Below are 25,284 nucleotides of genomic sequence, written 5' to 3'. Positions count from 1 at the left end.
GGTCGGCACGAGCCGGGGCGGCGCCTGCTGCCCCGGCGGGTCAGCCGGCGGAGACGAGGGTCCCGATCGGCTCGCCGCGCAGGGCGCGGGTGATGTTCCCGTGGCCCTCCATCCCGAAGACGACCATCGGCAGCCGGTTGTCCATGCACAGGCTGAACGCCGCGGCGTCGACGACCTTGAGGCCGCTGCGCAGGGCCTCCTCGAAGGTCACCTGGTCGAGCTTGCGGGCGTCGGGGTTGCTGCGCGGGTCGGCGTCGTAGACCCCGTCGACGCCGTTCTTGCTCATGAGGACGGCGTCGCACCGGCACTCCAGGGCGCGCTGGGCGCTGACGGTGTCGGTGGAGAAGTACGGCATGCCGGCGCCGGCGCCGAAGATGACGACGCGGCCCTTCTCGAGGTGGCGGATGGCGCGGCGCGGGATGTACGGCTCGGCGACCTGGCCCATCGCGATGGCGGTCTGGACGCGGGTGTCGATGCCCTCCTTCTCGAGGAAGTCCTGCAGCGCCAGGCAGTTCATGACGGTCCCGAGCATGCCGATGTAGTCGGCGCGCGACCGGTCCATCCCCTTCTGCTGCAGCTCGGCGCCCCGGAAGAAGTTGCCCCCACCGACGACGACCGCGACCTCGATGCCCTCACGGACCGCGTCGGCGATCTGGCGGGCGATGCCCCGCACGACCTCGGGGTCGACGCCGACCTTCCCACCGCCGAAGACCTCTCCGGAGAGCTTGAGGAGGACGCGACGCGGCCGGTCCGGGCGCTCGACGAGGGTCGGTCCGGGAGACGGGGCGGCCTCGGTCAGGGCGTGAGTGGTCACAGGGCCTCCTCGGCGGTGGTGCGCAGCGGTCACCGAATCCTGTCACACGGGGACGCACCGGGCCGAACCGTGCGGCGCCGCGAACGGGGGCCCGCGCGGCTCAGGGGCCGGCGTGCCGGAGGAGGAACTCCTGCTCGGTGTCGCGGCCGCCCTGCGGGTCCGGAGGAGGGCTGACCTGCTGCGTCGTCACCATCTGTTCGGGCCGGATCCGCGGCAGGTCGGTGTGCACCCGCTCCTCGAGCGCGTGCCGCAGGTCCTCGCCACCCCGGGTGCCGTCATCGCCGTTCGTCGCCACCTCGACCACCTCCTGGGGCCAGTATGCGCCGTACGGACCGTCCACGAGGGCGGGACGCCGACTCACCGCTCCACCGTCAGGCTGACAGGATGGCGCGCGTGGAGCAGGAACGCGAGGTCCTCACGTGGGCCGACTTCGACACCTCGGTCTGGGACCTCGCCGAACAGGTGGCCCGTGACGGCGTCCCCGACATGATCCTGTCGATCGCCCGGGGCGGCCTGCTCATCGGCGGCGCGCTGGGCTACGCGCTCGGCGTGAAGAACACGTACACGATGAACGTCGAGTTCTACACCGGGGTCGACGAGCGCCTCGAGGTGCCGCGCATCCTCCCGCCCGCCCCCGACTTCATCGACCTGCACGACGCGCTCGTCCTCGTCGCCGACGACGTCGCCGACACCGGGCTCACCCTCGCCTCGGTCCAGGACTTCTGCGCGGGCAAGGTCGGCGAGGTCCGTACCGCGACGATCTACGCCAAGCCGCGCTCGCTCGTGCGGCCCGACTACGTGTGGCGCGACACCGACCGGTGGATCACCTTCCCGTGGAGCGACCGCCCACCCGTGACCGGCCGCGGCCCCAGCGGCCGCTGAGCGACGCTGCGCGCCACCCGGCCCGCCGCTCCGCCCGAAGGATGGGCCGTGGCCTCTCGAGGCCCCCGGCCGGGGGCGCGCAGCCATCCCTCGTGCCCGGGACGGGGCCGGACGCACGGATGCCGCCCGCTCGTGGTGAGCGGGCGGCATCCGGATGCTGCGAGGTGCGGCGGGGTCAGCCCCCGACGCGGAAGCGGGCGAAACCGTTGGCGGCGGCGCCGGCCTCCTGGAGGACCTTGGCGACGGTCTTCTTGGCGTCCTTGGCGAACGGCTGCTCGAGCAGGACGTTCTCCTTGAAGAAGCCGTTGACGCGACCCTCGACGATCTTCGGGAGGGCGGCCTCGGGCTTGCCCTCCTCCTTCGCCGTGGCCTCGGCGACGCGGCGCTCGTTCTCCACGGTCGCCTCGTCGATCTCGGCACGGTCGAGCACGCTCGGGCTGAACGCGGCGATGTGCATCGCGACGTCACGGGCGATCGCCTCGTCGCCACCGGTGGTGGCCACGAGGACGCCGATCTGCGCGGGCAGGTCGGGGCTCGTCTTGTGCAGGTAGGACACGACGTGGTCGCCCTCGAGGCGGGCCACGCGCTTGACCTCGATCTTCTCGCCGATCGTCGCGTTGGCCTCGTCGAGGAGCTCCTTGACCGACTTGCCGTCGGACAGGGTGGACCCGAGCAGGGCGTCGGCGTCGGTGGCCTTGACGGCCACGGCCTGCGCGAGGACCTGGTCGGCCAGGGCGCCGAAGCGCTCGCCCTTGGCGACGAAGTCGGTCTCGCAGAGGACCTCGACGAGGGTGCCCTCGCCGGCGGTCGCGGCCGCGGTCACCAGGCCGTTGGAGGCCGTACGGCCCTCGCGCTTGGTGACGCCCTTGAGGCCCTTGACGCGCAGGATCTCCTCGGCCTTGGCCATGTCGCCATCGGCCTCGTCGAGGGCCTTCTTGACGTCCATCATCCCGGCGGCGGTCTTCTCGCGGAGCGCCTTGATGTCAGCGGCGGTGTAGTTCGCCATGAGTGGTGTTCGCTCTTTCCTACTAGCGGTCGGACGGGTGAGAGGTGGGTCAGGCCTTCTCGGCCGGCGCGGCCTCGGCCTCGGCGGGAGCCTCGGCGGCCTCGACCTCGGCGGTCTCGGTCGCCTCACCCTCGGACGCCTCGGCGGCGGGGGCCTCGGTGACCTCGGCGGCCGGGGCCTCGACCTCAGCCGTCTCGGCGGCGGGAGCCTCGGCAGCCGGAGCCTCGACCTCGGCGGTCTCGGCGGCGGGAGCCTCGGTGACCTCGGCGGCCTCGGTGGCCTCGGCGGCGGCGGTCTCGCCGGCCTCCGGAGCGACCTCGTCGGCCGTCTGCGCGGCGTCGCCACCGAGGAGCTCGCGCTCCCAGTCGGCGAGCGGCTCGCCACCGGCGACGACGTCATCGGTCGCAGGGCCACCGGAGCGCTGGATCAGGCCCTCGGCGACGGCGTCGGCGATGACGCGGGTCAGCAGGGTGACCGAGCGGATGGCGTCGTCGTTGCCCGGGATCTTGTAGTCGACCTCGTCGGGGTCGCAGTTGGTGTCGAGGATCGCGATGACGGGGAGCCCGAGCTTGCGCGCCTCGTCGACGGCGAGGTGCTCCTTCTTGGTGTCGACGATCCACACGGCCGAGGGGACCTTGGCCATGGTGCGGATGCCGCCCAGGGTCTTCTCGAGCTTGTCCCGCTCGCGCTTGAAGATGAGCAGCTCCTTCTTCGTGAAGCCCGAGCCGGCCACGTCGTCGAAGTCGAGCTCCTCGAGCTCCTTGAGGCGGGTGAGCCGCTTGGAGATCGTCTGGAAGTTGGTGAGCATGCCACCGAGCCAGCGGTGGTTGACGTACGGCATCCCGACGCGGGTCGCCTGCTCGGCGACGGGCTCCTGGGCCTGGCGCTTCGTGCCGACGAAGAGGATGGTGCCGCCGTGGGCGACGGTTTCCTTGACGAACTCGTACGCGTTGTTGATGTAGGTCACCGACTGCTGCAGGTCGATGATGTAGATGCCGTTGCGCTCGGTCATGATGAAGCGCTTCATCTTGGGGTTCCAGCGACGGGTCTGGTGCCCGAAGTGGACGCCGCTCTCGAGGAGCTGGCGCATGGTGACGACGGCCATCGTCGTTCTCCTTGTGTGTGAGGTTGTCAGTTTCGTCGGTGGTTGTCGGCGGCTGCCGGCCCCACCTGCCTGGCGTCTGACGCACCCCGGACGGTCCCGGCCGCTTCGATGAGCGACCGTGGTCCGCCACTGCCGTGGTGCGCCCTGCTCGGAGGAGACCTCGTCGCAGGAGCGTGACGCGCGAATTGGGCACGCGTGCGAGTGCACGCAGGCCGTCGGACATCGTACGTCGTCGAGGGCTCCCCGAGGAAATCGGCCCGGCCCCCGCGACCAGCGGGAAAGCGGGAGGCGGCGGCGTCCTCCGGCGGGTAGCGTCTCGGCCTCGTGGGCCGGATCCTCGACGTCATCGCTCCGCCGCGGATGGGCGTCCCCTTCCGGTGGAACCTCGCGTCGGCGTGGGTCGCCCAGCTGGGCGACGGCATCGCCCTCGCGGCCGGTCCCCTGCTCGTCGCCTCGCAGACGGACGACCCGAGGCTCATCGCGGCCGCGGCCATGGTGCAGCAGGTGCCGACGCTCGTCCTCGGCCTCTACGCCGGGGCGATCGCGGACCGCGTCGACCGCAAGCGGCTCGTCCTCACCGCCAACCTCCTGCGCGTCGTCGTCCTGCTGCTGCTCGTCGGCACCATCCTCACGGGGACCATCTCCATCGGCCTGCTCCTGCTGGCCCTGCTGGCCGTCGGCACCGCCGAGATCTTCGCCGACACCGGATGGCGCGCCGTCCTCCCCTCGATCGTCCCGCCGGGCGACCTCGGGGTCGCGAGCGCCCGGCAGATGTCGGGGTTCCTCGTCGCCAACCAGATGGTCGGGCCGGCCGTCGGGGCGTCGCTGTTCGCCGTGGGGCACGCCCTCCCGTTCGGCGTGCAGGCGACCGCGGGGCTGCTGGCGGCGGCGCTGTTCGCCAAGGTCGCCCTGCCCGCGGTGGTCAGAGCGCAGGACCGGGAGCCGCAGCACGTGGGGCGCGACATCCTCGACGGGCTGAGGTGGATCCGCCACCACGCTCCGGTGCGCACGCTCATCCTCGTGATCCTCGCCTTCAACATCACGTGGGGGGCGCCGTGGGGGGTGCTCGTCTACTGGGCGCAGCAGCGGCTCGGGGTCGACGAGGTCGGCTTCGGCCTGCTGACCACCGCCTCGGCCGTGGGTGGCGTCATCGCCGTGGTCGGGTACGACCGGCTCGAGCGGCGCGTGGCGCTCGGCGTGCTGATGAAGGTGTGCCTCACCCTGGAGGTGCTCATGCACCTCGCGCTGGCGCTGACGACGGTGCCGGCCGTCGCCTACGTCGTGATGTTCGCCTTCGGGGCGTACGCGTTCGTGTGGGGGTCCCTCTCGAACGCGGTGCGGCAGCGGGCGACGCCGCACGACCTCCAGGGACGGGTCGGGTCGGTCTACTGGCTCGGTCTCACGGTCGGCCTGCTCGTCGGGCAGCTCATCGGCGGGCTGCTCGCCGACCGGTTCGGTCCGGCGGCTCCGTTCTGGTTCGCCTTCGTCGGGTCGGCGGTGACGCTCGCCCTCGTCTGGCGGCAGCTCGGGCACATCGCACACGCCGACGAGCAGTCGCACGGCGACGAACAGCCGCACGGCGAGTAGCGGTCGCACGGCGAGAAGCGGTCGCACGGCGAGCCCTCGGATTAGCCTGCGGGCATGCCCTCCTCCCTCGGCCACCCCGCCCTCGCCCCCTTCGGGACGACGATCTTCGCGACGATGTCGGCCCTGGCGGCCGAGCACGGGGCCATCAACCTCGGCCAGGGGTTCCCCGACACCGACGGGCCGGCGGAGGTCCTCGAGGCCGCCGTGACGGCGATCCGCTCGGGGCTCAACCAGTACCCGCCGGGGCCGGGGGTGCCGGCGCTCCTCGAGGCCGTGGCCGCCCACCAGTCGCGCTTCTACGGGCTGTCGCTCGACCCTCGCAGCGAGGTGCTCGTGACCGTCGGGGCCACGGAGGCGATCGCGGCGACGGTGCTCGCCCTCGTCCGCCCGGGCGACGAGGTCGTCACCTTCGAGCCGTACTACGACTCCTACGCGGCGACGATCGCGCTGGCCGGTGGGGTCAGGCGGACGTCGGTGCTGCGGTTCCCCGACTTCGCGGTCGACGAGGAGTCGCTGCGCGCGGCGTTCTCGCCACGGACCCGCCTGGTGCTGCTGAACACGCCGCACAACCCGACGGGGAAGGTCTTCACGCGGGCCGAGCTCGACCTCGTGTGCGAGCTGGCGCGCGAGCACGACGCCTGGGTCGTCACCGACGAGGTCTACGAGCACCTCACCTTCGACGGCGTCGAGCACGTTCCCGTCGCGACCCTGCCCGGGATGCGGGAGCGCACTCTCACCATCTCGTCGGCCGGCAAGACGTTCTCCACGACGGGGTGGAAGGTGGGCTGGGTCTCCGGGCCCGCAGAGGCCGTCGCGGCGGTGCGCGCCGTGAAGCAGTTCGTGACCTACGTCGGCTCCGGTCCCTTCCAGCACGCGGTGGCGACCGGGTTGGGGCTCGACGACGCGGTGTTCGCCGGGCTCGCGAGGTCGTTGCAGGCCAAGCGCGACCGGCTGGTGTCCGGGCTGCGCGCGGCGGGGATGACCGTGTCGGTGCCCCAGGGGACGTACTTCGTCGTCGCCGACGCCGCCCCCCTGGGCGCGGTCGACGCGTTGTCGTTCTGTCACGAGCTGCCGGAGCGGGCCGGGGTCGTGGGGGTCCCGGTGTCGGTGTTCCACGACGACGTCGACGCCGCCCGCACGCTCGTGCGCTTCGCGTTCTGCAAGGAGGACGCGGTCCTCGACGAGGCGTGCCGTCGGCTGGCGGCGCTCGGGGGCTGACACGCCCTCGTCCACAGGTTCTCTCGGCGGGGCGGGTCGTCCACAGGTTCTCGTCGCGTCTCCTGGTCGGTCGCTCGATGGGCGAGGGTCGGCCCATGTCCAGGTCCCTCGTCGCGTCGCTCGCCGCCCTCGCTGCGGTGGGCGCCCTCGCCCTCGCGGTCGGGCCGCCTACCGGCGAGCCGTTCGCGGCCGCTCGGGTGCCGATCGTCGCAACGGCGCCCGACAGACCGGACCGTCGCGACGGCGCGCCGAGCTCGGTGGCCGGTATGCGGACCCGAGCGGCCGTCGGCTCCGCGCCACGGGCGTCGGGGCTGCCGCGGTCCACGCCCCGGTGGCGGTGGCCCCTCGTCCCCCGACCTCCCGTCCTGCGCCGGTTCCGCGCTCCCCCGAGCCCCTGGGCCTCCGGGCACCGCGGGATGGACCTCGCGGCCCGCTCCGGTGACGCGGTGCTCGCGGTGGCGGCGGGGACGGTGACCCACCGCGGGATCGTGGCCGGACGCGGGACGGTGACGGTGCTGCACGCCGGTGGGCTGCGCAGCACCTACGAGCCGGTCGACCCCGCTGTCTCGGTCGGCGATCTCGTCGTGCCGGGTGACGTCGTGGGGTCGGTACGGCCCGGTGGGGGAACCTCGGCCTCCCATTGCGGACCGCGGGTCTGCCTGCACCTCGGCGCGAGGCGTGACGACGGCTACGTCGACCCGTGGCCACTGCTCGTCCGGGGCCGGCTCGTGCTGCTGCCCCTGCGCTGACAGGACGCCTTGGTCGCGCAGGTCAGAGGTGGAGCGTCGCGCCGTCCGCGGTGCCGGCCGGCGACGACGCGGCGGCGCTGGGCGTCACGGGCACCAGGCCTGCGGCGAGGGTTCCGGTCTGTCGGAGGACGAACCAGCCAGCGGCGAGGACGAGCAGGAGCGCGACGAGGATGACGAGGGTGCGACGACCCGACGAGCGCTTGGCCTGGGTGGCGGCCTCCGCTGCGGCGGCGGCCTCCTCGGCCTCCTTCGCGGCCTGTTCCTCGGCGAGCTCCCGCTCGCGCTCCGCGGCCTTGGCGGCCGCGCGGGCCCGGCGCTCCTGGGCGTCGGCGCGACGGCTCGACACCTGGACCATCTGGGTCGGGGGCTCGATGAGGATGTCGAGGTCCGGGTCCTCGACCTCCGGCACCTCGAAGTCGATGCCGTCGGCCACCCGCCACGACAGGTGCACGGGCGGTGCCACGTAGCGCTCGATCGTCTCGTCGGAGGTCGTGCCCGCCGAGGCCGCGGGAGCCAGCAGCGGGTCCGGTGTGGTGGTCGCCGAGTCCGCGTCGGGGCTCGGGGACGCGGACGGCTCGGTGGTGCCGATGCCGGTGTCGGTCGTGGCGACCGAAGCCTCGGCAGCGTCACCGGACTCCGCCGCCGCCGTGCCATCGGCCTGCTCCGTGGTCGCCGTGTCCCCGGGCGCTGCTGCCGACTCCAGGACGGCCGCGATCTCCGGCGGCGGGACGAACCAGCCGTAGGCGGACCGGGCCTCGTTGTCGTCCTCGATGACCCAGGGCTGCTCGTCATAGCTGCGGGCGGCGCGGTTCGCCTCGCTGTCCTGTGCCTCTGCCTCGGGCTCGACGAAAGCAACCGGCTCGGGCTCGGGCTCCGCCTCGACCACCGCGACAGGCTGAGGCTCCTTCGCGACCACGTCGGCGTCGGGCTCGACCAACGCAGCGGGCTCCGGCTCGGCCTCGACCACGGCGACAGGCTCCGGCTCCGCCTCGGCGACCGCGGCAGGCTCGGGCTCGGCCACTTCGGCCTCAGGCTCGGGCTCGACGACTTCGGCCTCAGGATCGGGCTCGACGACTTCGGCCTCAGGCTCGGGCTCGACGAACGCAACGGGCTCCGGCTCCGCCTCGACCACGGCGACAAGCTCAGGCTCGGGTTCGACCACGTCGGCCTCAAGCTCGGGCTCGACCAACGCAACGGGCTCCGGCTCCGCCTCGACCACCGAGACAGGCTCAGGCTCAGGCTCAGGCTCAGGCTCAGGCTGAGCGAACGCAACGACCTCCGGCTCTGGCTCCGCCTCGGCGACCGCGGCAGGCTCAGGCTCGACCACTTCGGACTCGGGCTCGACGAACGCAACGGACTCCGGCTCCGCCTCGACCACCGCGACAGGCTCGGACTCGGACTCGGACTCGACCACTTCGGGCTCGGGCGCGACCAACACGGCGGGCTCCGGCTCGGGCTCGACCAACGCAGCGGGCTCCGGCTCGGGCTCGGGCTCGACCAACACGGCGGGCTCCGGCTCGGGCTCGACCAACGCAGCGGGCTCCGGCTCGGGCTCGGGCTCGACCAACACGGCGGGCTCCGGCTCGGGCTCGACCAACACGGCGGGCTCCGGCTCGGCCTCGACCACGGCGACAGGCTCCAGCTCCGCCTCGGCGACCGCGGCAGGCTCGGGCTCGGCCACTTCGGCCTCAGGCTCGGGCTCGACGAACGCAACGGGCTCCGGCTCCGCCTCGACCACCACCGAGACAGGCTCAGGTTCGGGCTCGACGAACGCGACCAGCTCCGGCTCGGCCTCGACCACGGCGACAGGCTCAGGCTCGGGCTCGACGAACGCGACCAGCTCCGGCTCGGCCTCGACCACGGCGACAGGCTCAGGCTCGGGTTCGACCCCTTCGGCCCCAGGCTCAGGCTCGACGAACGCAACGGGCTCCGGGTGCTGGTCGGGTTCGACCGCCTCGGGTTCCAGCTCGACGAACGCCACTGGCGCGGGCTGGGTCTCGGCCTCGGGTTCGGCATCGAGGGGATCGGTCTCGGTGATGGACCACTCGTCGGACTCGTCGAGGTCGTCGGCCCACGAGTCGTCGTCGCGAGGCGCGGCGACGGACGACCGCAGCTCGGCCTGCCAGGCAGCCCAGTCGACGCCGTCGTCATCGGTGTCGGTCACCACGGCAGTCGTCTCGGGCTCGGGGTGCGTCAGCGCCTCGGTCTCGGGCTCGGGGTGCGTCAGCGCCTCGGCCTCGAACTCATCGGGGACGACACCATCCCCTTGGTCGGACGCCGGGACGGCCCCGCCGGCTGGTGCCTCGTCCGTCGTGGTGGCATCGGCGTGGTCATCTGCCGAGAGGAGCGAGCGCCACCAGGAGCGGTGAGCGGCCGGCTCGGGAGTGGGCGGGTCCGCCTCGGCCGGCTGGGTGCGCTCGCTGCTCGCGTCGTCCGCAGGAGCGGCGTCGGGTTCTGGTGAGGCGGCGGGCGTGAGGTGGGCCATCGGGACGTCGGGCGTGTCGACCGGCTGAAGGGCGTCCTCAGCCTCGGAAACGGTGTGGACGGGTTCGGTCTCGGCCTGGCCGAGTGCGGGCTCCCACGTGCCGGTTGACGGCGACCACACGGTGGCGACCTCGTCGGACGACTCGTCCTCGAGGTCCCACGACTCGGCGACCTCCGCAGCGGAGGTGCTCGACTCCCAGGTTCCGGTGGCGGGCGACCACACGGCGGTCGTCTCCGGCGCTGTGACCTCCTCCTCGAACGCATGGAGGTCTGCAGTGGCGTCGCCATCGTCCTCTCCGAGGTCGACAAGTGCGCCGGTCGCGGCCTGGTCGTCGGCGAGGCCCGCCTCGTCCGTCGGGACCTCATCCACGGCCGCTGTCGGCCACTTAGGCGATGCCCAATCGGTGGCCTCCACGGCGGGCAGCCCGTCGGAATCCGCGGCCGCGACAGCCACCGGCTCGGACGCGACGAACGCATCGGACTCCGGCTCGGGCTCGATGAATGCCTCCGCCTCGGGCTCGACGAACGCCGCGGGCTCGGGCTCGGACTCGACGAACGCCTCGGGCTCCGCCTCGGACTCGGGCTCCGCCGCCGACTCCGGCTCCGACTCGACGGACGCCTCAGGCTCCGCCGCCGACTCCGGCTCCGACTCGACGAACGCCTCGGGCTCCTCCACCGACTCGGGTTCCGGGACGTCGGTCGAGCGTCGCCCGAAGGGGCGGTCGGGGTCGTCGTCCACGGGTGGGTGCACGCCGGCGCCCGTGGTCCACGACGGAAGGACGATGGGAGCGTCATCGTCGGCGGTGTCGGCGGTCGGGTGCTCCTCGACGGGGGCCGACGCGGCCAGCGCGGCCAGACCGAGGGGCGCGGCGACCTCGGGTGCCGACGGAGGGGGCTCGGGCTCCGGCTTCTGGTGGTGACCCGCGCGACGGCGGCTGAAGCGGGAGATGGAGGGCCGACGGTGCTTGGCCTCGACGTGCTCGGGCTCCTCGACGGGGAGGTCGGGCTTGGTCTCGACGTAGAGGCGGCGGAACTCCGAGACCCACTCCGCGACGTCGACGACGTCACGGTTGTCCCCCGAGGCGCCCGCGGGGGCGCCCTGGGGACGCGCGTCCTGGGCCCACTCCGACGTCTCGTCGGCGGGGCCGTCCATCGGGTCCGGTTCGCGGGACAGCGCCTCGTCAGGCACGGGGGTGGGCCTGGGCGTAGGACCGCTTCAGGCGGTCGACGGAGACGTGGGTGTAGATCTGCGTCGTCGCGAGCGAGGCGTGGCCGAGCAGCTCCTGCACCATGCGCAGGTCGGCACCTCCCTCGAGAAGGTGCGTGGCGGCCGAGTGGCGCAGCCCGTGCGGGCCGAGGTCGGGGGCGTCGGGGACGTGCTCGAGCAGCTCGTGGACGACCGAGCGCACCTGGCGCGGATCGGCCCGGCGCCCCCGGCGCCCGAGGAGCAGCGCCGGACCGCTCTCGGCCGTCACGAGCCGGGGCCGGCCCCGCTCGAGCCAGGCGTCGACGGCATCGCGGGCCGGGAGCCCGAACGGCACCCGGCGCTCCTTGTCGCCCTTGCCGACGACGCGCAGCACCATGGCCGAGTGGTCGAGGTCGTCGACGTCGAGGCCGACCAGCTCACCGACCCGGATACCGGTGGCGTAGAGGAGCTCGAGGGCGGCGCGGTTGCGCAGGTGGATCGGGTCGTCGTCGTCGGCCGCGACGGCAGCGACGTCGAGCAGGGCCGCGGCGGAGCGCTGGGCCAGGACGGGGGGCAGCGTCCGCAGGCGACGTGGAGCCGACAGCCGCAGGGACGGGTCGGCCGGGATGCGCCCGGACCGCTCGAGCCAACCGAAGAAGGTGCGCAGCGACGCGGACGCCCGGGCGATCGTCGAGCGCGCAGCGCCCCCGCGCGACAGGGTGCCCAGCCAGGCCCTCAGGTCGGCGAGTCGCACCTGACGCAGCTCCGCGTCGTCCTCGACCCCGGCGTCGTCGAGGAACGCGCCGACGTCCCGCACGTAGGCACGCACGGTGTTCGGCGATCTTCCACGCTCGGCCCTCAGGTGTCGCTCGAAGGCCGGGAGCGCGTCGCAGGGGACGACGGTCACGCGCACACGGTGTCACCCCACCGCGCCCTTCGCAACGACTTCCGAACAACTCGCCGATTCCTTGCGCAATCCTGACCCGGCCGCCCACCGGCGCTGCCCGAACGGCCACGAGCGGAACGCACCGGACCCACCGGCCCCAGCAGCCACGTCGCACCAGCCACACCCGACGCGCTCACCGCGCGCGCTTGCGCCACCTCCCCTCGTCGCGGACGACCAGGCCGTCCGCCTCGAGGGCCGCGAGGACCGCCCCGAGCGACTCGGCCCGCACCCCTGCCGCGAGGCCGATGCGGTCGGCGGTCGCCGACCCACGGACCGGGACCGCCGACCAGACGCGGTACGCCGTGTCGTCGAGGTGGTCTCCGGGACGGCTCGGCCCGTGGTCCCTCGCCGGCACGAGATCGGACCCGATGGGTGCCGCGAGCTCGGCCGCCTCCGCGGCATCGGTGACGAGGACGGCACCGGTGTCGCGGACGAGCGCGTGGCAGCCGGCGGAGGTCGCGCTCGACACCGGCCCCGGAACCGCGCCGACGGGTAGGTGGTGCTCCCTGGCCTCCTTCGCCGTCGACAGGGAGCCCGACCGCAGGCTCGCCTCGACGACCACCGTCGCCCCGGACAGGGCGGCGATGAGGCGGTTGCGCGCCAGGAAGCGCCACCGGTAGGGAGCCGCGGTGGGCGGGCTCTCGCTCACGACGGCACCCGACCGGGCCACGGCCTCGATCAACCCGCGGTGGGCCGTCGGGTAGGCCCGGTCGGCCCCACAGGCCAGCACCGCGACCGTGCGGCCCTCCCCCGCGAGAGCCGCACGGTGCGCCGCGGCGTCGATGCCGTACGCCGCGCCGCTGACGACGGTGAAGCCCCGAGCCACGAGGCCGTCGGCGAGGTCCCCCGCCGCCCGCAGCCCGTACTCGGTGGCGGCGCGCGACCCCACGAGGGCCACGGACCGGTCGACGAGGGCGGGCAGGTCGGGATCGCCGCGCACGTAGACGCAGGGCGGCGGCTCGCCCAGCACGTCGAGCCGCTCGGGCCAGGACTCGTCGCCGGGGACGAGCACGGAGAGAGCGTGGTGCTCGCAGGCGCGACGGAGGCCGTCGAGGTCGAGCTCGCCGATCCGCGCCTCCCACCCCTCGAGGTCGGCGACGCGCGCCCGCAGGCCGAGGGCGCGCGCCCGGTCGCGCACGCGGCCGGCGCGCAGCAGCGCGAGCGACTCGACCGCGCCGTCGGCCTCGAGCAGCCGGGCGAGGGTCGTGCTGCGCGACTCGGAGACGTAGGTCCAGGCGACCCGGGCCCACCGCTCGTCGTGCTCGAGGGCGCTGCGCCGACCCCTCACGCCGCCACCTGCTCCCCGCGTCGGAGGACGAGCCCGGTGGCGACGTCGTCGGCGTCGGGGACGGTACGGCCGGACAGGTCTGCGGAGGACCATGCGACCCGCAGCACCCGGTCGTACCCGCGCAGGGTGAGCCGCCCGGCGTCGAGCGCCCGGTCGAGGACGGCCGTCGCGTGGTGCGGCAGCCGGTAGGGCGGTCGGCGCAGCACGTGTCCGGGGACGACCCCGTTCGTCACCCACCCCCCGTCGGCCCACCGCTCGCGCTGGACGGCCCGGGCCGCGGCCACCCGGGCGGCCACCGCGGTGCTGCCCTCGCCCCGCTCGTCGCCGAGGGCGGCGCGCCGCACGGGCGGCACGTGCACCTGGAGGTCGACGCGGTCGAGCAGCGGACCCGACAACCGCGACCCGTAGGCGCGGATCTCGGGAGGTCGGCACGTGCAGTCGATGCCCTTGCCCCACGACAGCCCGCACGGGCAGGGGTTGGCCGCGAGGACGAGGAGGAAGCGGGCGGGGTAGCGCACCACGGTGCGCGCTCGCGCCAGTACCACCTCCCCCGACTCCAGTGGCTGGCGGAGCACCTGGAGGACCCGGGGTGAGAACTCCGGCGCCTCGTCGAGGAACAGCACGCCGTGGTGCGCGCGCGAGATGGCCCCCGGCAGGGCCACGCCCGACCCGCCACCCGCCACGGCGGCGACCGTGGAGCTGTGGTGCGGCGCGACGAACGGCGGCGTGGGGTCGAGGCGGGCGACGTCGCCGACGTGTCCGGTGAGGGAGCGGATGGCGTGGGTCTCGAGGGCCTCGTCACGCGACAGCGGCGGCAGGACCGTGACGAGCCGCTCGGCGAGCATCGTCTTCCCGACCCCCGGAGGGCCCGACATCAGCAGGTGGTGGCCTCCGGTGGCGGCGAGCTCGAGGGCGCGACGGGCCTCGGGCTGGCCGGCGACGTCGGCGAGGTCGGGGCCGGTGCGCTGCGGACCGAGGTCGGCCACCGGGACCTCCGCGACCGGGAGGGGCGCCCCGGCGTCGGCCGCGGCGTACCAGCCGAGGACCTCACCCAGGCTGGCCGCGCCGTGCACGGTGACGCCGTCGACGAGCTGCGCCTCGGCGACGTTCTCCAGCGGCACCACGACGTGCCGCACCCCGCGACGGGAGGCCTCGAGCACCGACGGCAGGACCCCCCGGACCCCGCGGAGCCGCCCGTCGAGGGCGAGCTCCCCGAGGTGGACGACCTCGGCCGCCAGGGAGGCCGCCCGGAGGGCGCCGCTCGCGGCCAGCACCGCCACGGCGATGGGCAGGTCGAAGCCCGACCCGTGCTTGGGGATCGACGCCGGCGACAGGTTGACCGTGACCCGGTGGGGCGGGACGGGCACCCCGGAGGTCACGGCCGCCGAGCGCACCCGGTCCGGCGCCTGGGCACACGCCGTGTCGGGCATCCCGCCGATGACGAACTGCGGCAGGCCCGGCGCGATGTGCGCCTCGACGTCGACGAGGGTGCCCTCGAGCCCGGTGAGGGTGACCGAGAGGGTGCGGCCGAGCCCGAGCGTCACGAGCCCACCCCCACGACGTGGCGCAGCAGCGGTGGCTGCCCGGGGCGGCACAGGATGCCGACGACGTCGATCCGCACGCCCTGCGCGCTGACCTGGTGCGAGCTCATCCAGGCCGCGGCCAGCCGCCGCAGCCGCATCGCCTTGGCGAAGGTGACGGCCTCGACGGGGTCGCCGAACCCGGCCGACCGCCGCGTCTTGACCTCGCACACGACGACCCACCCGCCGTCGCGCGCGACGACGTCGACCTCGCCGTGCTCGCAGCGCCAGTTGCGCTCGAGGACCGTCAACCCTTGGTCGCGCAGGTACCGGACCGCGAGGTCCTCACCCCAGCGGCCCAGCCCACGCCGCGGGTCGTCCGCGCCCCCTGCCCCGATGTCCGTGGTCGTCATGCACCGAGCCAACCGGCGCCAGGGTCGTGGGGACAGTCCCGCGCGGAAGCTGTGGACGACCTTCGGGCGGACCTCCCCCTGTGGACGAGCGCCTAGAACTCGCCCTTGGGCAGCTCGAGCTCGGACTTCGCGAGCTCCTCGACGTTGACGTCCTTGAACGTCACGACCCGCACCGTCTTCGCGAAGCGCGCCGGCCGGTAGATGTCCCACACCCACGCGTCGTGCATCGTCACGTCGAAGAAGACCTCGCCACCGTCGGAGCGCACCTTCACGTCGACGCTGTTGCAGAGGTAGAAGCGCCGCTCGGTCTCGACGACGTGGCTGAACAGGCCGACGACGTCGCGGTACTCGCGGTAGAGCGCGAGCTCCGCCTCGCTCTCGTACTTCTCGAGGTCCTCGGAGCTCATCGCTCTCCCACTCGCAGCTCGGTGTCGACGACGGCCACGGGGGCCGGTGTCAGGTCGGTGACCAGGTCGGCGACGGGGTCGGCCTCCGGGTCGGTCAGGGCAGCATCATCATCCATCGTCCCGGGCAGCCGCCACGACCGCCGGTGCCAGTCGGACGGCCCGTGGGACCGCAGCGCGTCGATGTGCTCGGGCGCGGCGTACCCCTTGTTCTCCACCCAGCCGTACGTGGGGTCCTCCTCGCCGAGCCCGACCATGATGCGGTCGCGGGTCACCTTGGCGATGACCGAGGCGGCGGCGACCGACGAGCACGTGAGGTCGGCCTTGATCATCGTCGTGACGGGCGGCGTCAGCACCGTGTCCTCGTGCGCGAACGCGAGGAGCCCGACGTCCTCGGGGGAGGTGAGCCAGTCGTGGTTGCCGTCGAGGATGACGAGGTCGGGCACGACGCCGCACGCCGCGAGCGCCCTGGTCCCTGCCAGCCGCAGCGCCGCGATGATGCCGATCTCGTCGATCTCGGCGGCGCTCGCGTGACCCACGGCGTGGGCGAGCGCCCAGCGCTGGATGCGCGGCACCATCCGCTCGCGGGCGTGCGGGACGAGGAGCTTGGAGTCGCGCACGCCCTGGGGCGCCGAGCGGCAGGTCTCGTCGATGACGACGACCCCCACGGTCACCGGTCCGGCGAGCGCACCGCGGCCCACCTCGTCCATCCCCGCGAGGACGCGGTGCCCGTCGCGCTGGAGGGCCCGTTCCACCCGCAGGCTCGGCTTGCGACCCGGGCCCCCGCGCGGTGCCGGCGTCACGGCGCGGCCCGGCGCGAAGGCACCTCCGAGAACGTCTCGGAGTGGGCGGACAGCCACCCCGCCCGGCCGAACGGCCAGACCGTGGCGACGGCGCGGCCGGTGATGGCGGAGATCGGCACCGACCCGTCGCGGCCCGACCCGGAGGGGTCGTGGAAGCGGGAGTCCTCGGAGTCGGAGCGGTGGTCGCCCATGACCCACACGCGGCCCTCCGGGACGGTGATGTCGAAGTTCATCGAGCTCGGCAGGTCGTTGGGCTTGAGGTAGCCCTCGACCAGGGGCACGTCGTTGACGGTGAGGCGGCGCTGGGCGTCGCAGCACACGACGTGGTCGCCCGGCATCCCGATGACCCGCTTGATGAGGTGGTCCTCGGACTCCGCGGGCAGCAGGCCGACGAAGACGAGGCCGTCGTGGAGGGCGCCGGACACCGCCCCGCGCTCGACGGGCACGGGCGCCTCGAGCCAGCCGCCCGGGTCCTCGAAGACGACGACGTCGCCGCGCTGGAGGTCGAACGGCCCGGGGGTCAGCTTCGACACGACGACCCGGTCGCCGACGAGGAGGGTGTCCTCCATCGAGCCGGACGGGATGAAGAACGCCTGGAGCAGCCAGGTCTTGACGACGAAGGAGAGGCCGAGGGCCAGCGCGACGACGACGACGACCTCGCGCACCGCGGCCCAGACCCAGTGGAGGAAGGAGTCGCCCGGGGGCCCCTGCTCCTCCTCGGTCTCGGACACGTGGTCGGGGGCGGTCATCGGGCGGCCTGCCCGAGGTCGGAGGTGTCGACCCCACCGAGGCGGCTGAGGGGCCAGACCCGCACGAGGACCCGTCCGACGACGTCGTCGGAGGGCACGGTTCCGGCGACCGGAGCCGTGAGCGCGACGTCGGGACCGGGGCCCGGCCCGACGACGGCGAGCCGGTCCTGGCGGCCGATGTCGACGCGCAGGAGGTCGGCGACCGCGGACAGCACGCGGCCGACGAGGCCGTCGTCGACGGGGGTCGACCGGTCGACGGGCGCGGCGGCGGTCGTGTCGACGACGACGAGGTCACCGGGGGTGGTGCCGGAGGTGGCCTTCCACACGAGGACGCGGTCTCCTGGGTCGAGGGCGGGCGACAGGTCGCCGTCGGCGACGACGTAGGACTGGAGGAACAGGCCCTGCACGAGGGCGGTGAGGAGCAGGGCCGCGACGAGGACGACGAGGACCCGGGGACGACGCGACCCGGCCCCTGCCACGGAGGTGGTGGGTGCCGGGTCGGCGTGCTGACGGGTCGTCACCTCGCGGAGCCTAGTCGGCCCTGCTGGGTGCGGCGCGTGCGGTGGGACGGCCTCAGCGGGCGACCGGGGTGTCGCGCTTCTCCTTGATCTTGGCGGCCTTGCCGCGCAGGTCACGCAGGTAGTAGAGCTTCGCGCGACGGACGTCACCGCGGGTCACGACCTCGATGTGGTCGATGATCGGCGTGTGGAGCGGGAAGGTGCGCTCGACACCGACGCCGAAGGAGACCTTGCGGACGGTGAAGGTCTCGCCGACCCCGCCGCCGTGGCGACGGATGACGACGCCCTTGAAGACCTGGATGCGCGAGCGGGTGCCCTCGACGACCTTGACGTGGACGTTGACGGTGTCGCCGGCGCGGAACTCGGGGATGTCGCTCTTGAGCGAGGCGAGGTCGAGCTCGTCGAAACGCTGCATGACGGATTCGCTTTCTTCGCGGCCTGCCACAGGCCACCCGCGGGTGTCGGTACTGCCGTGATGTTCGATAGTGTCGTGCGCCGGCCGGGCCGCATGCCGGTCGGACGAGTCCGGGGCACTCCCCCTGTGGCGGGGGCCGTGAGTCGGTGGCGCAACGAGCAAGTCTGCCAGAGGGAGCGCCGCGTCACGAAATCCGGCCACCCCTCCCCTAGCGTGGCCGCGTGACGATCGACCCGGGCCTGCCCGTCGCCCTCGCGGTCGGGATCCTCCTCGCCCTCACCGTGGCGGTCTACGTCGTCGGCGACCTCCCCCGCCCGGGCTCCACGCTGCTGGCCGCCGGCCGCGCGATCGTGCAGCTGGGGGTGGCGGCGCTCGTCATCACCGCGGTGGCCCGCACCCTCGCGCTGTCGGTGCTCCTCCTGTGCGCCATGTTCGTCGTCGCCGTCGTGACGACCGTCCGCAGGATCGGCGCCACGGGCTCGTGGCCGTGGGCGACCCTGGCGATGACGGCCGGCCTCCTGCCCGTCGTCGCGGTCGTGCTGCTGACCAGGACCATCCCGCCGACCGGGATCGCGCTCATCCCCGTCGTCGGCATCCTCGCGGGCAACACGATGAACGGGCACACCCTCGCCTGCCGCCGCGCGTTCGACGCGCTGCGCGACGAGCACCCGCAGTACGAGGCCGCGCTCTCGCTGGGCCTGACCCGCAGCCAGGCGGTGGGCGAGGTGGTCCACCGGCGCATCCCCGAGGCGCTCATCCCGGGGCTCGACCAGGTCCGCACCGCCGGCGTCGTCACGCTGCCGGGTGCCTTCATCGGCGTGCTCCTCGGCGGCGGCAGCCCGGCCCAGGCGGCCGCCGCCCAGGTGCTCGTCCTCGTCGGGATCATGGCCGCGCAGACGACGACGGCCGTCGTGGCCGAGCACCTCATCGGCCGCGCCCTGCTGCTGCCCGACGACCTCCGGGCGTCGCTGCGTCCCTGACCGCGTCAGGCCGGCACCCCCGACGCGTCCCGCCGACCCCCTCCCGAACCGGGGCCACCTGCGCCAGACTCCGGGAGTGGCCGGGAAGCCGAGGCGGACTCCGGGGGTGACGGCCGGCAGCCCGTCGCGGCGCCGACTGCTCCCCCCGCTGTGGCGTGCCGCCCCGCGACGGCTGCTGCGCGAGCCGCTCGGCCTCGTCCTCATGACCGCGGTCCTCGCGCTCGTCGCGGCGTCGGCCGCTGCAGGACCCCTCTACGCCGAGTCGGTCGCCGACGCCTCGCTGCACCGCGTCCTCGACGCGGTGCCGGCGGGGACCCCCGCCCGCGACGCCGCCCTCGTGCGGGTCAACGGGGGCGTCGAGCCGGCCAGGGCCCAGGAGGCCTTCCTCACCGGGGCCCTCGACGACGTCCCGGGCCTCGGTCCCACGCGGGTCACCCTCCAGTCGGTCTCGACCGAGCTCCACCCCCGCATCTACTTCGACCCCGTCGGGCCCGTGCTGACGAGGGGCAGCGCCCGGGCACCGGTGCGGCTCTTCGGGGTCGACGACCCGGCCGCCCGCCTCGTCGTCGTGGCGAGTGCTCCGGACGTGACCGGCGGCATCTGGGTGCCCGAGCCCGTCGCGAGGTCGACCGGCGTCGGACCCGGCGACGACCTGGTCGCCTCGCTCAGCGGGATGCCGGAGCCGGCGGACGCGACGGTGCGCATCGCGGGCGTGTACGCCGTCGAGGCCGACGGCCGCACACCGGTCACGCCTGCGGGACAACGACTCTGGCGCGACCTCGAGGCCGAGGGCTACCCCACCGACCCGATCACCCGCACCCTCAGGGCGCACCTCGCCGTCGCCGACCTCGCCACGACCGCCGAGCTCGCCGACGACATCGACGACGAGGTCCTCTGGTCCGCGCTCGCCCCGCTCGACAGCCGGAGGCCGCGGCTCGCCGACCTCGACCGGACCGCGGAGGCGGTCGCCGACCTGCGGTTGGCGCTGGTGGGTGGCGTCGGCCCGGGGGCCACCCCGCCCGCCCTGCGTCCCGGGGTGGCCAGCGGGATCGTCGACCTCACCGGACGGGCCCACCAGCTCGCCGATGCCGCCCGGCGGGGCACGGCGGTGACGACCGGTGCGGGCATCGCCCTCGCCCTCGCCCTCGTCGTCGCGGCGGCCGGGTGGTCCAGCGGTCGCCGACGCCACGAGGTGCGGCTCCTGGCGGGGACGGGACGTCGCCCGGCGTCGGCCGGGCTGCTCCACGCCGTCGAGGTGCTGCCCGCAGCGCTCGTCGGTGGCGTGGCCGGGTGGCTCGTGGCGCGCCTCCTCGTCGACACCGCCGTCGGCGCCGCCACCCCGTCGCGGTCCACCCTCGTCGCCTCGGTCGTGTGGTGTGCGCTGGCGGTCCTCGCCGCCGTCGCCCTCACCGCGGCCGTGGCAGCCGCCGCGACCCGCGGGGAGGCCCGGCGCCTCCGGGGGCGCGAGGAGCGCAGCGTCCCGTGGGTCCTCGTCCTCGTCGTCGTGGCCGTCGCCGCGACCGTCGGGCTGCTCACCCGGCCGGAGGAGAGCGGCACCGCGCTCGGGCCGCTCGACGTCCTCGTCCCCCCGGTCGTGGTCGCGGCCGTCGCCGCCGTCGGCTCCCGCACCTTCTTCGCGCTCCTGCGGCGTCGGCGCGGCGCCGCCCGCCCCCCGACGCGCCGGACCATCGCCGGCTGGCTGGCCGGCCGGCGCCTGCGGGCCGGGGACCCCACGCGCGAGGTGGCGGTGACGATCGCCGCGACCGGCGTCGCCATGCTCGTCTTCTCGCTCGCCGGCCTGACCTCCACCGAGCGCCTCGTCGAGGACCGGGCCGCGGTGCGGGCGGGCGCCGTCGTCGTCCACAACGTGACGACCTCGTGGCGGCTGGACCCCGACGTCCCGCGCCAGGTCCCCGAGCCCGAGGACGGCCAGCAGATCCCCACGGAGGACCTCCCGGTCGCCCGCAACCCCGTGCTGCCTCCCGGACAGAGCGTGACGTGGCGGGCCCGGACCACGATCGCGACGACCGGGGAGAGCGTCGAGCTGCTCCTCGTCGACCCTTCGACCTTCGCCGCGGCAGCCGCGTGGGGCAGCGAGGGCGGACCCCTCGCCCGCGCCCGCTCCCTGCTCCCGGAGCTGGCCCGGCTCGACGCCGAGTCCGCCGCCGCGACCCGGCGCAACGGGGTCGGCGCGGAGGTGCCGGCGATGCTCGTCGGGTCCGTCGGGGACCTGGGGCTCGAGGTCGGCTCGACCCTCGCCGTCGACACCCTCCACCTCACGGTCCGCCTCGCGGTGCGGCAGAGCGCCGCGGCGTTCCCGAGCGTGCGCACGGGGACGCTCGTCGTGCCGGCGGACGCGTTCTTCGCCACGCAGCTCAACGAGGACCCCCGCCTCCGGCCGGGGGTGCGCACCCCGCGCAACCGGCCCGTCGAGTTCCAGAGCGACCTGTGGTCGAGCTCGGTCGACGCCGCCGCGGCCACGCTGACCGCGCGCGGCCTCAGCGCGAACGTCATCGCCTCGGTGGCCGAGGCCCGCTCGTCGCCCGAGTACGTGGCCGCCGAGCAGGCCCGGCGCTACCAGGTCGCCCTCGGTGCGGTGTTCGCGGCGCTGGGCGCGGCCGCGGTCGCCCTCGGCGCGGTGCGGCTCGCGCGGCGGGCGCCCGCCGCCGACCGGATGCTCGCGTGGGCCGGGGCCGGCCGCCGGGCGACGGCCCGGGCACGCGCCCTCGAGACCGCGGTCGTGCTCGTCCTCAGCACGGCCCTGGGCGCCCTCGCCCTCGCCCTCGTGCGGCCCGCCGGCGGGGTCCTCATCGACCCCGGCGACGGCTTCGGGCCGCCGGCCGTGCTCGTCCTGCCCACCGCAGCCCTGCTCGTCGGCATCGCCTGGCTCGTCGCCACCGGCGTCGCCGCGGCGCTGGCGATGCGCCTGGCGGCCTCGTCGCGCTCGGCCGTGGAGGTGCTCCGTGGCGAGGACTGACCCCGAGGCGGCGGCCACCTGCGCGGGCCTGGTGCGCATCTACCCCACGGCCACCGGCGAGACCCACGCCCTGCGCGGGGTGGACGCCGAGTTCGACCGGCACTCGCTGACCGCCCTCACCGGGCCGTCGGGCAGTGGGAAGTCCACCCTGCTGGCCCTGCTCGCGCTGCGCGACCGCCCGAGCGGGGGCGAGGTCGCGGTCCTCGGGCGCCCGACGTCGACGATGGGCCCTGCGGACCGGCGGCGGCTGAGCCGGCGCTCCATCGCCTGGGTCCCCCAACGCCCGACCGACGGCGTGTTCGCGCACCTCACCGCGCGGCAGAACCTCGAGCAGTCCGCCCGATGGCGTGGCGGCACCGACGCCGAGGGGGTCGACCTCCTCGGGCGCCTCGGGCTGGGCGACCGGGCCTCGGTCCTCGCGGCCCGGCTGTCCGGCGGTGAGCAGCAGCGGCTCGCGGTGGCCTGTGCCTGCGTCGGGACGCCGACCCTCGTCCTGTGCGACGAGCCCACGGCCGAGCTCGACGAGGAGACGGCGGCCCTCGTCCTGGGCGAGCTGCGCCGGACCGCCGAGGCGGGCAGCGCGGTCGTCGTCGCCACGCACGACCCCGATGCCGTCGCGGCGAGCGACCGGGTCGTCGCCCTGCGCCACGGCGTCGTCTCGACCGAGCGCCGCGCCGGGGCCGAGGCCCGGGCGACGATCGACCCGACGGGACGGGTCCAGCTCCCCCCGGAGGCCCTCCTGCTCTTCCCCGACCGCCGGGCCACGCTCCGCCTCGAGGGCGGCCGGGTCGTCCTCGAGCCACCGGAGGACGCGTCGTGAGCGCCGCTGAACGGGTCGGGCACGTCGGGGCGGTCGTGCGGGTCGAGGACGTCACCCACGGCCGGCGCTCGCCCGGGGTGCCGATCATCGCCGGGGTCTCGCTCGTCGTCGCCGCCGGCGAGGTCGTCGTCGTCGAGGGCCGGTCCGGGTCGGGCAAGTCGACCCTGTGCCAGCTCGTCATGGGACTCGAGCCGCCCGACCACGGCACGGTCCTCGTCCACGACGCCCCGGCGGCCGGCCCGTCCGACTGGTCCCGCGTCGCGGCGCTCCCCCAGCGCTTCGGTCTGCCGCTCGAGCTGACCGTCGCCGAGAACGTCCACCTGCCGGCGTGGCTGCACGGGGCGCCCGAGCGCCGCGACCTGCTCGACGCCCTCGACATCGCCCACCTCGCCGACCGGCTGACCGCGCAGGCGTCCCGCGGGGAGCAGCAGCGGGTGGCCATCGCCCGGGCCACCAGCCTGCGCCCCGACGTCGTCGTCCTCGACGAGCCGACGAGCCACCAGGACGAGGCCCACGCCGACCTCGTCGTCGAGCGGCTGCTCGGCGCGGCCGCCGAGGGGTGCGCGGTGCTCGTCGCGACGCACGACCCCCGCCTCGTCGAGGCCGCCGACCGGGTCGTGCACCTCGACGCCGGCCGTCACCGCGCCTGAGCGCGCTGCGTCAGCGGCGGCGCCTGGTGAGGTCGACGGTGCCGGGAAAGGACCCCTCGCCGGGCACGGCCCGGTAGCCGGCCCGCCGGTACCGGCGCTGGTTGGCGGCGTTCACCACACCGGTGTTGATCCACAACGTCTCGACCGACGGCGGTGCCCCCGCCTCGGCGAGGGCGAGGAGCGCGCGCCCGAGGCCGCGTCCCTGGAGGTCGGGGGCCACCATGAGCCGGCCGGTCTCCCAGACCGTGGGGTCACCGGTCCGCAGCCGCCCGCGCACCGAGGCGACGAGCCGGCCCGGGGTGGTGCCGTCGCCGGGCACGCGCGCGACCCACGTCGTCCACTCCTCGAGGCCGCGGGCGACGTCCTCGGCCGACTCGTCGAGCGGCGGAATCCCCCACGATCCCGAGACCCGGGCCTCGGGGACCCAGCAGGCGAGCTGGAGGACGCGCAGCTCGGGGACGTCGGCGGCGGTCGCGACGCGCACGTCGAGGTCGGCGAGCGCGCCGGTCGCGCCCGCCGCGGCGAGGAGGTCGGGGCGGCGCGCCGCGGTGCGGGCCAGGCGCTGCTCGTGGCGCCACCGGGCGATGGCGCCGTGGTCACCCGAGAGGAGCACCGGCGGCACCTCGCGCACGACGTCGCCGTCCTCCCACCGCGCCGGGCGGGTGTAGACGGGGTACTCGAGCAGCCCGTCCTCGTGCGACTCCTCGACGAGCGACTCGGCGTTGCCGACGACGCCGGGCAACAGGCGGCCGACGGCCTCGACCATCGCGAGCACGGCCACCTCTCCCCCGTTGAGGACGTAGTCGCCGAGCGAGACGACGGTGACCGGCATCCGCTCCGCTGCGTGCTCGTAGACGCGCTCGTCGAGGCCCTCGTAGCGGCCGCACGCGAAGGCGAGCCACGGCTCCTCGGCGAGGCGTCGCGCCATCGCCTGGTCGAACGGCACCCCGCCGGGGCCCGGCACGAGCAGGTGCGGGACCGGAGCGGACTCGGTGGCGCCCTCGGTGACGACGCGGTCCAGCGCCTCGGCCCACGGCTCGGGCTTCATCACCATGCCGGCCCCTCCGCCGAACGGGCTGTCGTCGACGGTACGGTGCCGGTCGTGGGCGGCGTCGCGCAGGTCGTGGACGTGGAGGTCGAGGAGGCCGTCGCGGCGGGCCTTGCCGATGAGGGAGAGCTCGAGGGGCGCGAGGTACTCCGGGAAGATCGTGACGACGTCGAGGCGCACGTCAGCTCCCGAGGTCGAACAGCCCTGCGGGGGCGTCGAGGACGACCCGGCCGCCCTCGACGTCGACCTCGGGGACGATCGCCTCGACGAACGGGACGAGGACCTCGCGGCCGTCGGTGAGCGTCACGACGAGGCGGTCCTGGGCGGCGCCGATCTCGAGGCCGGCGACCGCGCCGAGGTCGGCCCCCGACGGGTCGACGACGCGCAGGCCCACGAGCTCCTCCTCGCGGAAGACGTCGTCGCCGTCGTCGGCCGCGGCGTCGGTGCCGTCGTCGTCGACGACGAGCCGGGTCCCGCGCAGCGACTCCGCGCCGGTGCGGTCGGGGATCTCGTCGAACGCGACGAGCCAGACGCCGTTGTGGACCCGGGTGGACCGCACCCGAAGGGCCCGCGGGACCCCGGTGCCCCTGGCAGCCTCGGTGTCGAGGACCGCGCCGACGGCCAGGCGGCGCTCGGGCTCGTCGGTGTGCAGCTGCACGGTGACCTCACCGAGCAGGCCGTGCGGCTTGCCGATCCGGGCGACGACGGTGGACTCGCTCACG

The 25,284-nt window shown here is 74.8% G+C and carries 24 protein-coding genes; 8 read left to right on the top strand and 16 right to left on the bottom strand.

What is annotated here, in order from left to right:
- Positions 1–40 precede the first annotated feature (40 nt).
- Complete coding sequence (pyrH, locus tag ACFWN3_RS16970) at positions 41–799, bottom strand: UMP kinase (protein WP_377645640.1); 759 nt, start codon at positions 797–799, stop codon at positions 41–43.
- A gap of 115 nt (positions 800–914) precedes the next feature.
- Positions 915–1,109 (bottom strand): hypothetical protein, encoded by a 195-nt coding sequence (locus ACFWN3_RS16965; protein WP_377641627.1) that lies wholly within the window; start codon positions 1,107–1,109, stop codon positions 915–917.
- A gap of 98 nt (positions 1,110–1,207) precedes the next feature.
- Here ACFWN3_RS16965 and ACFWN3_RS16960 point away from each other — a divergent pair, with 98 nt between their 5' ends.
- Positions 1,208–1,696, top strand: coding sequence for a phosphoribosyltransferase (locus ACFWN3_RS16960; protein ID WP_377641626.1), 489 nt, complete (start codon positions 1,208–1,210; stop codon positions 1,694–1,696).
- A 175-nt stretch (positions 1,697–1,871) separates the two neighbouring features.
- Here the strand turns inward: ACFWN3_RS16960 and tsf are convergent, their stop codons facing one another.
- Together tsf and rpsB are read right to left on the bottom strand one after the other, a co-directional pair.
- On the bottom strand, positions 1,872–2,702 hold the full coding sequence (gene tsf, locus ACFWN3_RS16955; RefSeq protein WP_377641624.1) for a translation elongation factor Ts: 831 nt from the start codon (positions 2,700–2,702) through the stop codon (positions 1,872–1,874).
- Between the two features lie 49 nt (positions 2,703–2,751).
- Complete coding sequence (gene rpsB, locus ACFWN3_RS16950; protein ID WP_377641622.1) at positions 2,752–3,807, bottom strand: 30S ribosomal protein S2; 1,056 nt, start codon at positions 3,805–3,807, stop codon at positions 2,752–2,754.
- Between the two features lie 324 nt (positions 3,808–4,131).
- On the opposite strand from rpsB, the gene ACFWN3_RS16945 reads away from it, so the two are divergent.
- The 3 genes from ACFWN3_RS16945 (at position 4,132) to ACFWN3_RS16935 (ending at position 7,361) form a co-directional block, all read left to right on the top strand.
- Positions 4,132–5,394 carry an MFS transporter gene (locus ACFWN3_RS16945; RefSeq protein ID WP_377641620.1) on the top strand — a complete coding sequence of 421 codons (1,263 nt, stop codon included), beginning with the start codon at positions 4,132–4,134 and terminating at the stop codon, positions 5,392–5,394.
- 54 nt (positions 5,395–5,448) lie between these two features.
- Entirely contained in the window at positions 5,449–6,612 is a 1,164-nt protein-coding gene (locus ACFWN3_RS16940; RefSeq protein ID WP_377641618.1) for a pyridoxal phosphate-dependent aminotransferase, read from the top strand.
- Between the two features lie 95 nt (positions 6,613–6,707).
- Entirely contained in the window at positions 6,708–7,361 is a 654-nt protein-coding gene (locus ACFWN3_RS16935) for a murein hydrolase activator EnvC family protein (RefSeq protein ID WP_377641616.1), read from the top strand.
- 22 nt (positions 7,362–7,383) lie between these two features.
- Here ACFWN3_RS16935 and ACFWN3_RS16930 read toward each other — a convergent pair whose 3' ends face one another.
- The 10 genes from ACFWN3_RS16930 to rplS form a co-directional block, all read right to left on the bottom strand.
- A complete protein-coding gene (locus tag ACFWN3_RS16930; protein ID WP_377641614.1) occupies positions 7,384–11,034 on the bottom strand; it encodes a hypothetical protein in 3,651 nt (1,216 codons plus the stop codon).
- Positions 11,027–11,938, bottom strand: a complete 912-nt coding sequence (locus ACFWN3_RS16925; protein WP_377641612.1) for a tyrosine recombinase XerC — start codon at positions 11,936–11,938, stop codon at positions 11,027–11,029. Before ACFWN3_RS16925 ends, ACFWN3_RS16930 begins: the two co-directional genes overlap by 8 nt.
- A gap of 172 nt (positions 11,939–12,110) precedes the next feature.
- Entirely contained in the window at positions 12,111–13,265 is a 1,155-nt protein-coding gene (gene dprA, locus ACFWN3_RS16920) for a DNA-processing protein DprA (protein ID WP_377641610.1), read from the bottom strand.
- Positions 13,262–14,809, bottom strand: a complete 1,548-nt coding sequence (locus ACFWN3_RS16915; RefSeq protein WP_377641608.1) for a YifB family Mg chelatase-like AAA ATPase — start codon at positions 14,807–14,809, stop codon at positions 13,262–13,264. Before ACFWN3_RS16915 ends, dprA begins: the two co-directional genes overlap by 4 nt.
- Positions 14,806–15,198: a YraN family protein gene (locus ACFWN3_RS16910; RefSeq protein ID WP_377641606.1), complete on the bottom strand. Its 393-nt coding sequence runs from the start codon at positions 15,196–15,198 to the stop codon at positions 14,806–14,808. The genes ACFWN3_RS16915 and ACFWN3_RS16910 overlap by 4 nt, the downstream gene beginning before the upstream one ends.
- A 92-nt stretch (positions 15,199–15,290) precedes the next feature.
- A complete protein-coding gene (locus ACFWN3_RS16905) occupies positions 15,291–15,605 on the bottom strand; it encodes a DUF2469 domain-containing protein (protein WP_030527975.1) in 315 nt (104 codons plus the stop codon).
- Complete coding sequence (locus ACFWN3_RS16900) at positions 15,602–16,405, bottom strand: ribonuclease HII (RefSeq protein WP_377641604.1); 804 nt, start codon at positions 16,403–16,405, stop codon at positions 15,602–15,604. The genes ACFWN3_RS16905 and ACFWN3_RS16900 overlap by 4 nt, the downstream gene beginning before the upstream one ends.
- Positions 16,402–17,154 carry a signal peptidase I gene (gene lepB, locus ACFWN3_RS16895; RefSeq protein WP_377641602.1) on the bottom strand — a complete coding sequence of 251 codons (753 nt, stop codon included), beginning with the start codon at positions 17,152–17,154 and terminating at the stop codon, positions 16,402–16,404. The genes ACFWN3_RS16900 and lepB overlap by 4 nt, the downstream gene beginning before the upstream one ends.
- The gene (locus ACFWN3_RS16890) at positions 17,151–17,675 is read right to left on the bottom strand and encodes a hypothetical protein (RefSeq protein WP_377641600.1); all 525 of its coding nucleotides are present in this window, start codon (positions 17,673–17,675) and stop codon (positions 17,151–17,153) included. Before ACFWN3_RS16890 ends, lepB begins: the two co-directional genes overlap by 4 nt.
- 52 nt (positions 17,676–17,727) lie before the next feature.
- Positions 17,728–18,087 carry a 50S ribosomal protein L19 gene (gene rplS, locus ACFWN3_RS16885; protein WP_377641598.1) on the bottom strand — a complete coding sequence of 120 codons (360 nt, stop codon included), beginning with the start codon at positions 18,085–18,087 and terminating at the stop codon, positions 17,728–17,730.
- Between the two features lie 221 nt (positions 18,088–18,308).
- Between rplS and ACFWN3_RS16880 the strand changes: the two genes are divergently transcribed.
- From ACFWN3_RS16880 to ACFWN3_RS16865, 4 genes are all read left to right on the top strand, one after another.
- Entirely contained in the window at positions 18,309–19,067 is a 759-nt protein-coding gene (locus ACFWN3_RS16880; protein WP_377641596.1) for an ABC transporter permease, read from the top strand.
- 106 nt (positions 19,068–19,173) lie between these two features.
- Positions 19,174–22,044 carry a hypothetical protein gene (locus ACFWN3_RS16875; protein ID WP_377641594.1) on the top strand — a complete coding sequence of 957 codons (2,871 nt, stop codon included), beginning with the start codon at positions 19,174–19,176 and terminating at the stop codon, positions 22,042–22,044.
- A complete protein-coding gene (locus ACFWN3_RS16870; RefSeq protein ID WP_377641592.1) occupies positions 22,031–22,864 on the top strand; it encodes an ABC transporter ATP-binding protein in 834 nt (277 codons plus the stop codon). The genes ACFWN3_RS16875 and ACFWN3_RS16870 overlap by 14 nt, the downstream gene beginning before the upstream one ends.
- Positions 22,861–23,514 (top strand): ATP-binding cassette domain-containing protein, encoded by a 654-nt coding sequence (locus tag ACFWN3_RS16865; protein ID WP_377641590.1) that lies wholly within the window; start codon positions 22,861–22,863, stop codon positions 23,512–23,514. The genes ACFWN3_RS16870 and ACFWN3_RS16865 overlap by 4 nt, the downstream gene beginning before the upstream one ends.
- 10 nt (positions 23,515–23,524) lie before the next feature.
- Here ACFWN3_RS16865 and trmD read toward each other — a convergent pair whose 3' ends face one another.
- Together trmD and rimM are read right to left on the bottom strand one after the other, a co-directional pair.
- Positions 23,525–24,742, bottom strand: coding sequence for a tRNA (guanosine(37)-N1)-methyltransferase TrmD (gene trmD, locus ACFWN3_RS16860; protein WP_377641588.1), 1,218 nt, complete (start codon positions 24,740–24,742; stop codon positions 23,525–23,527).
- A 1-nt stretch (position 24,743) separates the two neighbouring features.
- The gene (gene rimM, locus ACFWN3_RS16855; protein WP_377641586.1) at positions 24,744–25,283 is read right to left on the bottom strand and encodes a ribosome maturation factor RimM; all 540 of its coding nucleotides are present in this window, start codon (positions 25,281–25,283) and stop codon (positions 24,744–24,746) included.
- Between the last annotated feature and the right edge of the window lies 1 nt (position 25,284).

The organism is Oryzobacter terrae (assembly GCF_042756445.1).
In the GTDB taxonomy this organism is placed as follows: domain Bacteria; phylum Actinomycetota; class Actinomycetes; order Actinomycetales; family Dermatophilaceae; genus Oryzobacter; species Oryzobacter terrae.
Note: the sequence above shows the minus strand (reverse complement) of the source record. Positions and strands in the feature narration are given on the sequence as shown.

What these genes read in the sequence shown, in the direction of transcription:
- tsf (WP_377641624.1), bottom strand. Translation starts at nt 2,702, where the DNA reads ATGGCGAACTACACCGCCGCTGACATCAAGGCGCTCCGCGAGAAGACC.
- rpsB (WP_377641622.1), bottom strand. Translation starts at nt 3,807, where the DNA reads ATGGCCGTCGTCACCATGCGCCAGCTCCTCGAGAGCGGCGTCCACTTC.
- ACFWN3_RS16940 (WP_377641618.1), top strand. Translation starts at nt 5,449, where the DNA reads ATGCCCTCCTCCCTCGGCCACCCCGCCCTCGCCCCCTTCGGGACGACG.
- ACFWN3_RS16935 (WP_377641616.1), top strand. Translation starts at nt 6,708, where the DNA reads ATGTCCAGGTCCCTCGTCGCGTCGCTCGCCGCCCTCGCTGCGGTGGGC.
- ACFWN3_RS16910 (WP_377641606.1), bottom strand. Translation starts at nt 15,198, where the DNA reads ATGACGACCACGGACATCGGGGCAGGGGGCGCGGACGACCCGCGGCGT.
- ACFWN3_RS16905 (WP_030527975.1), bottom strand. Translation starts at nt 15,605, where the DNA reads ATGAGCTCCGAGGACCTCGAGAAGTACGAGAGCGAGGCGGAGCTCGCG.
- lepB (WP_377641602.1), bottom strand. Translation starts at nt 17,154, where the DNA reads ATGACCGCCCCCGACCACGTGTCCGAGACCGAGGAGGAGCAGGGGCCC.
- rplS (WP_377641598.1), bottom strand. Translation starts at nt 18,087, where the DNA reads ATGCAGCGTTTCGACGAGCTCGACCTCGCCTCGCTCAAGAGCGACATC.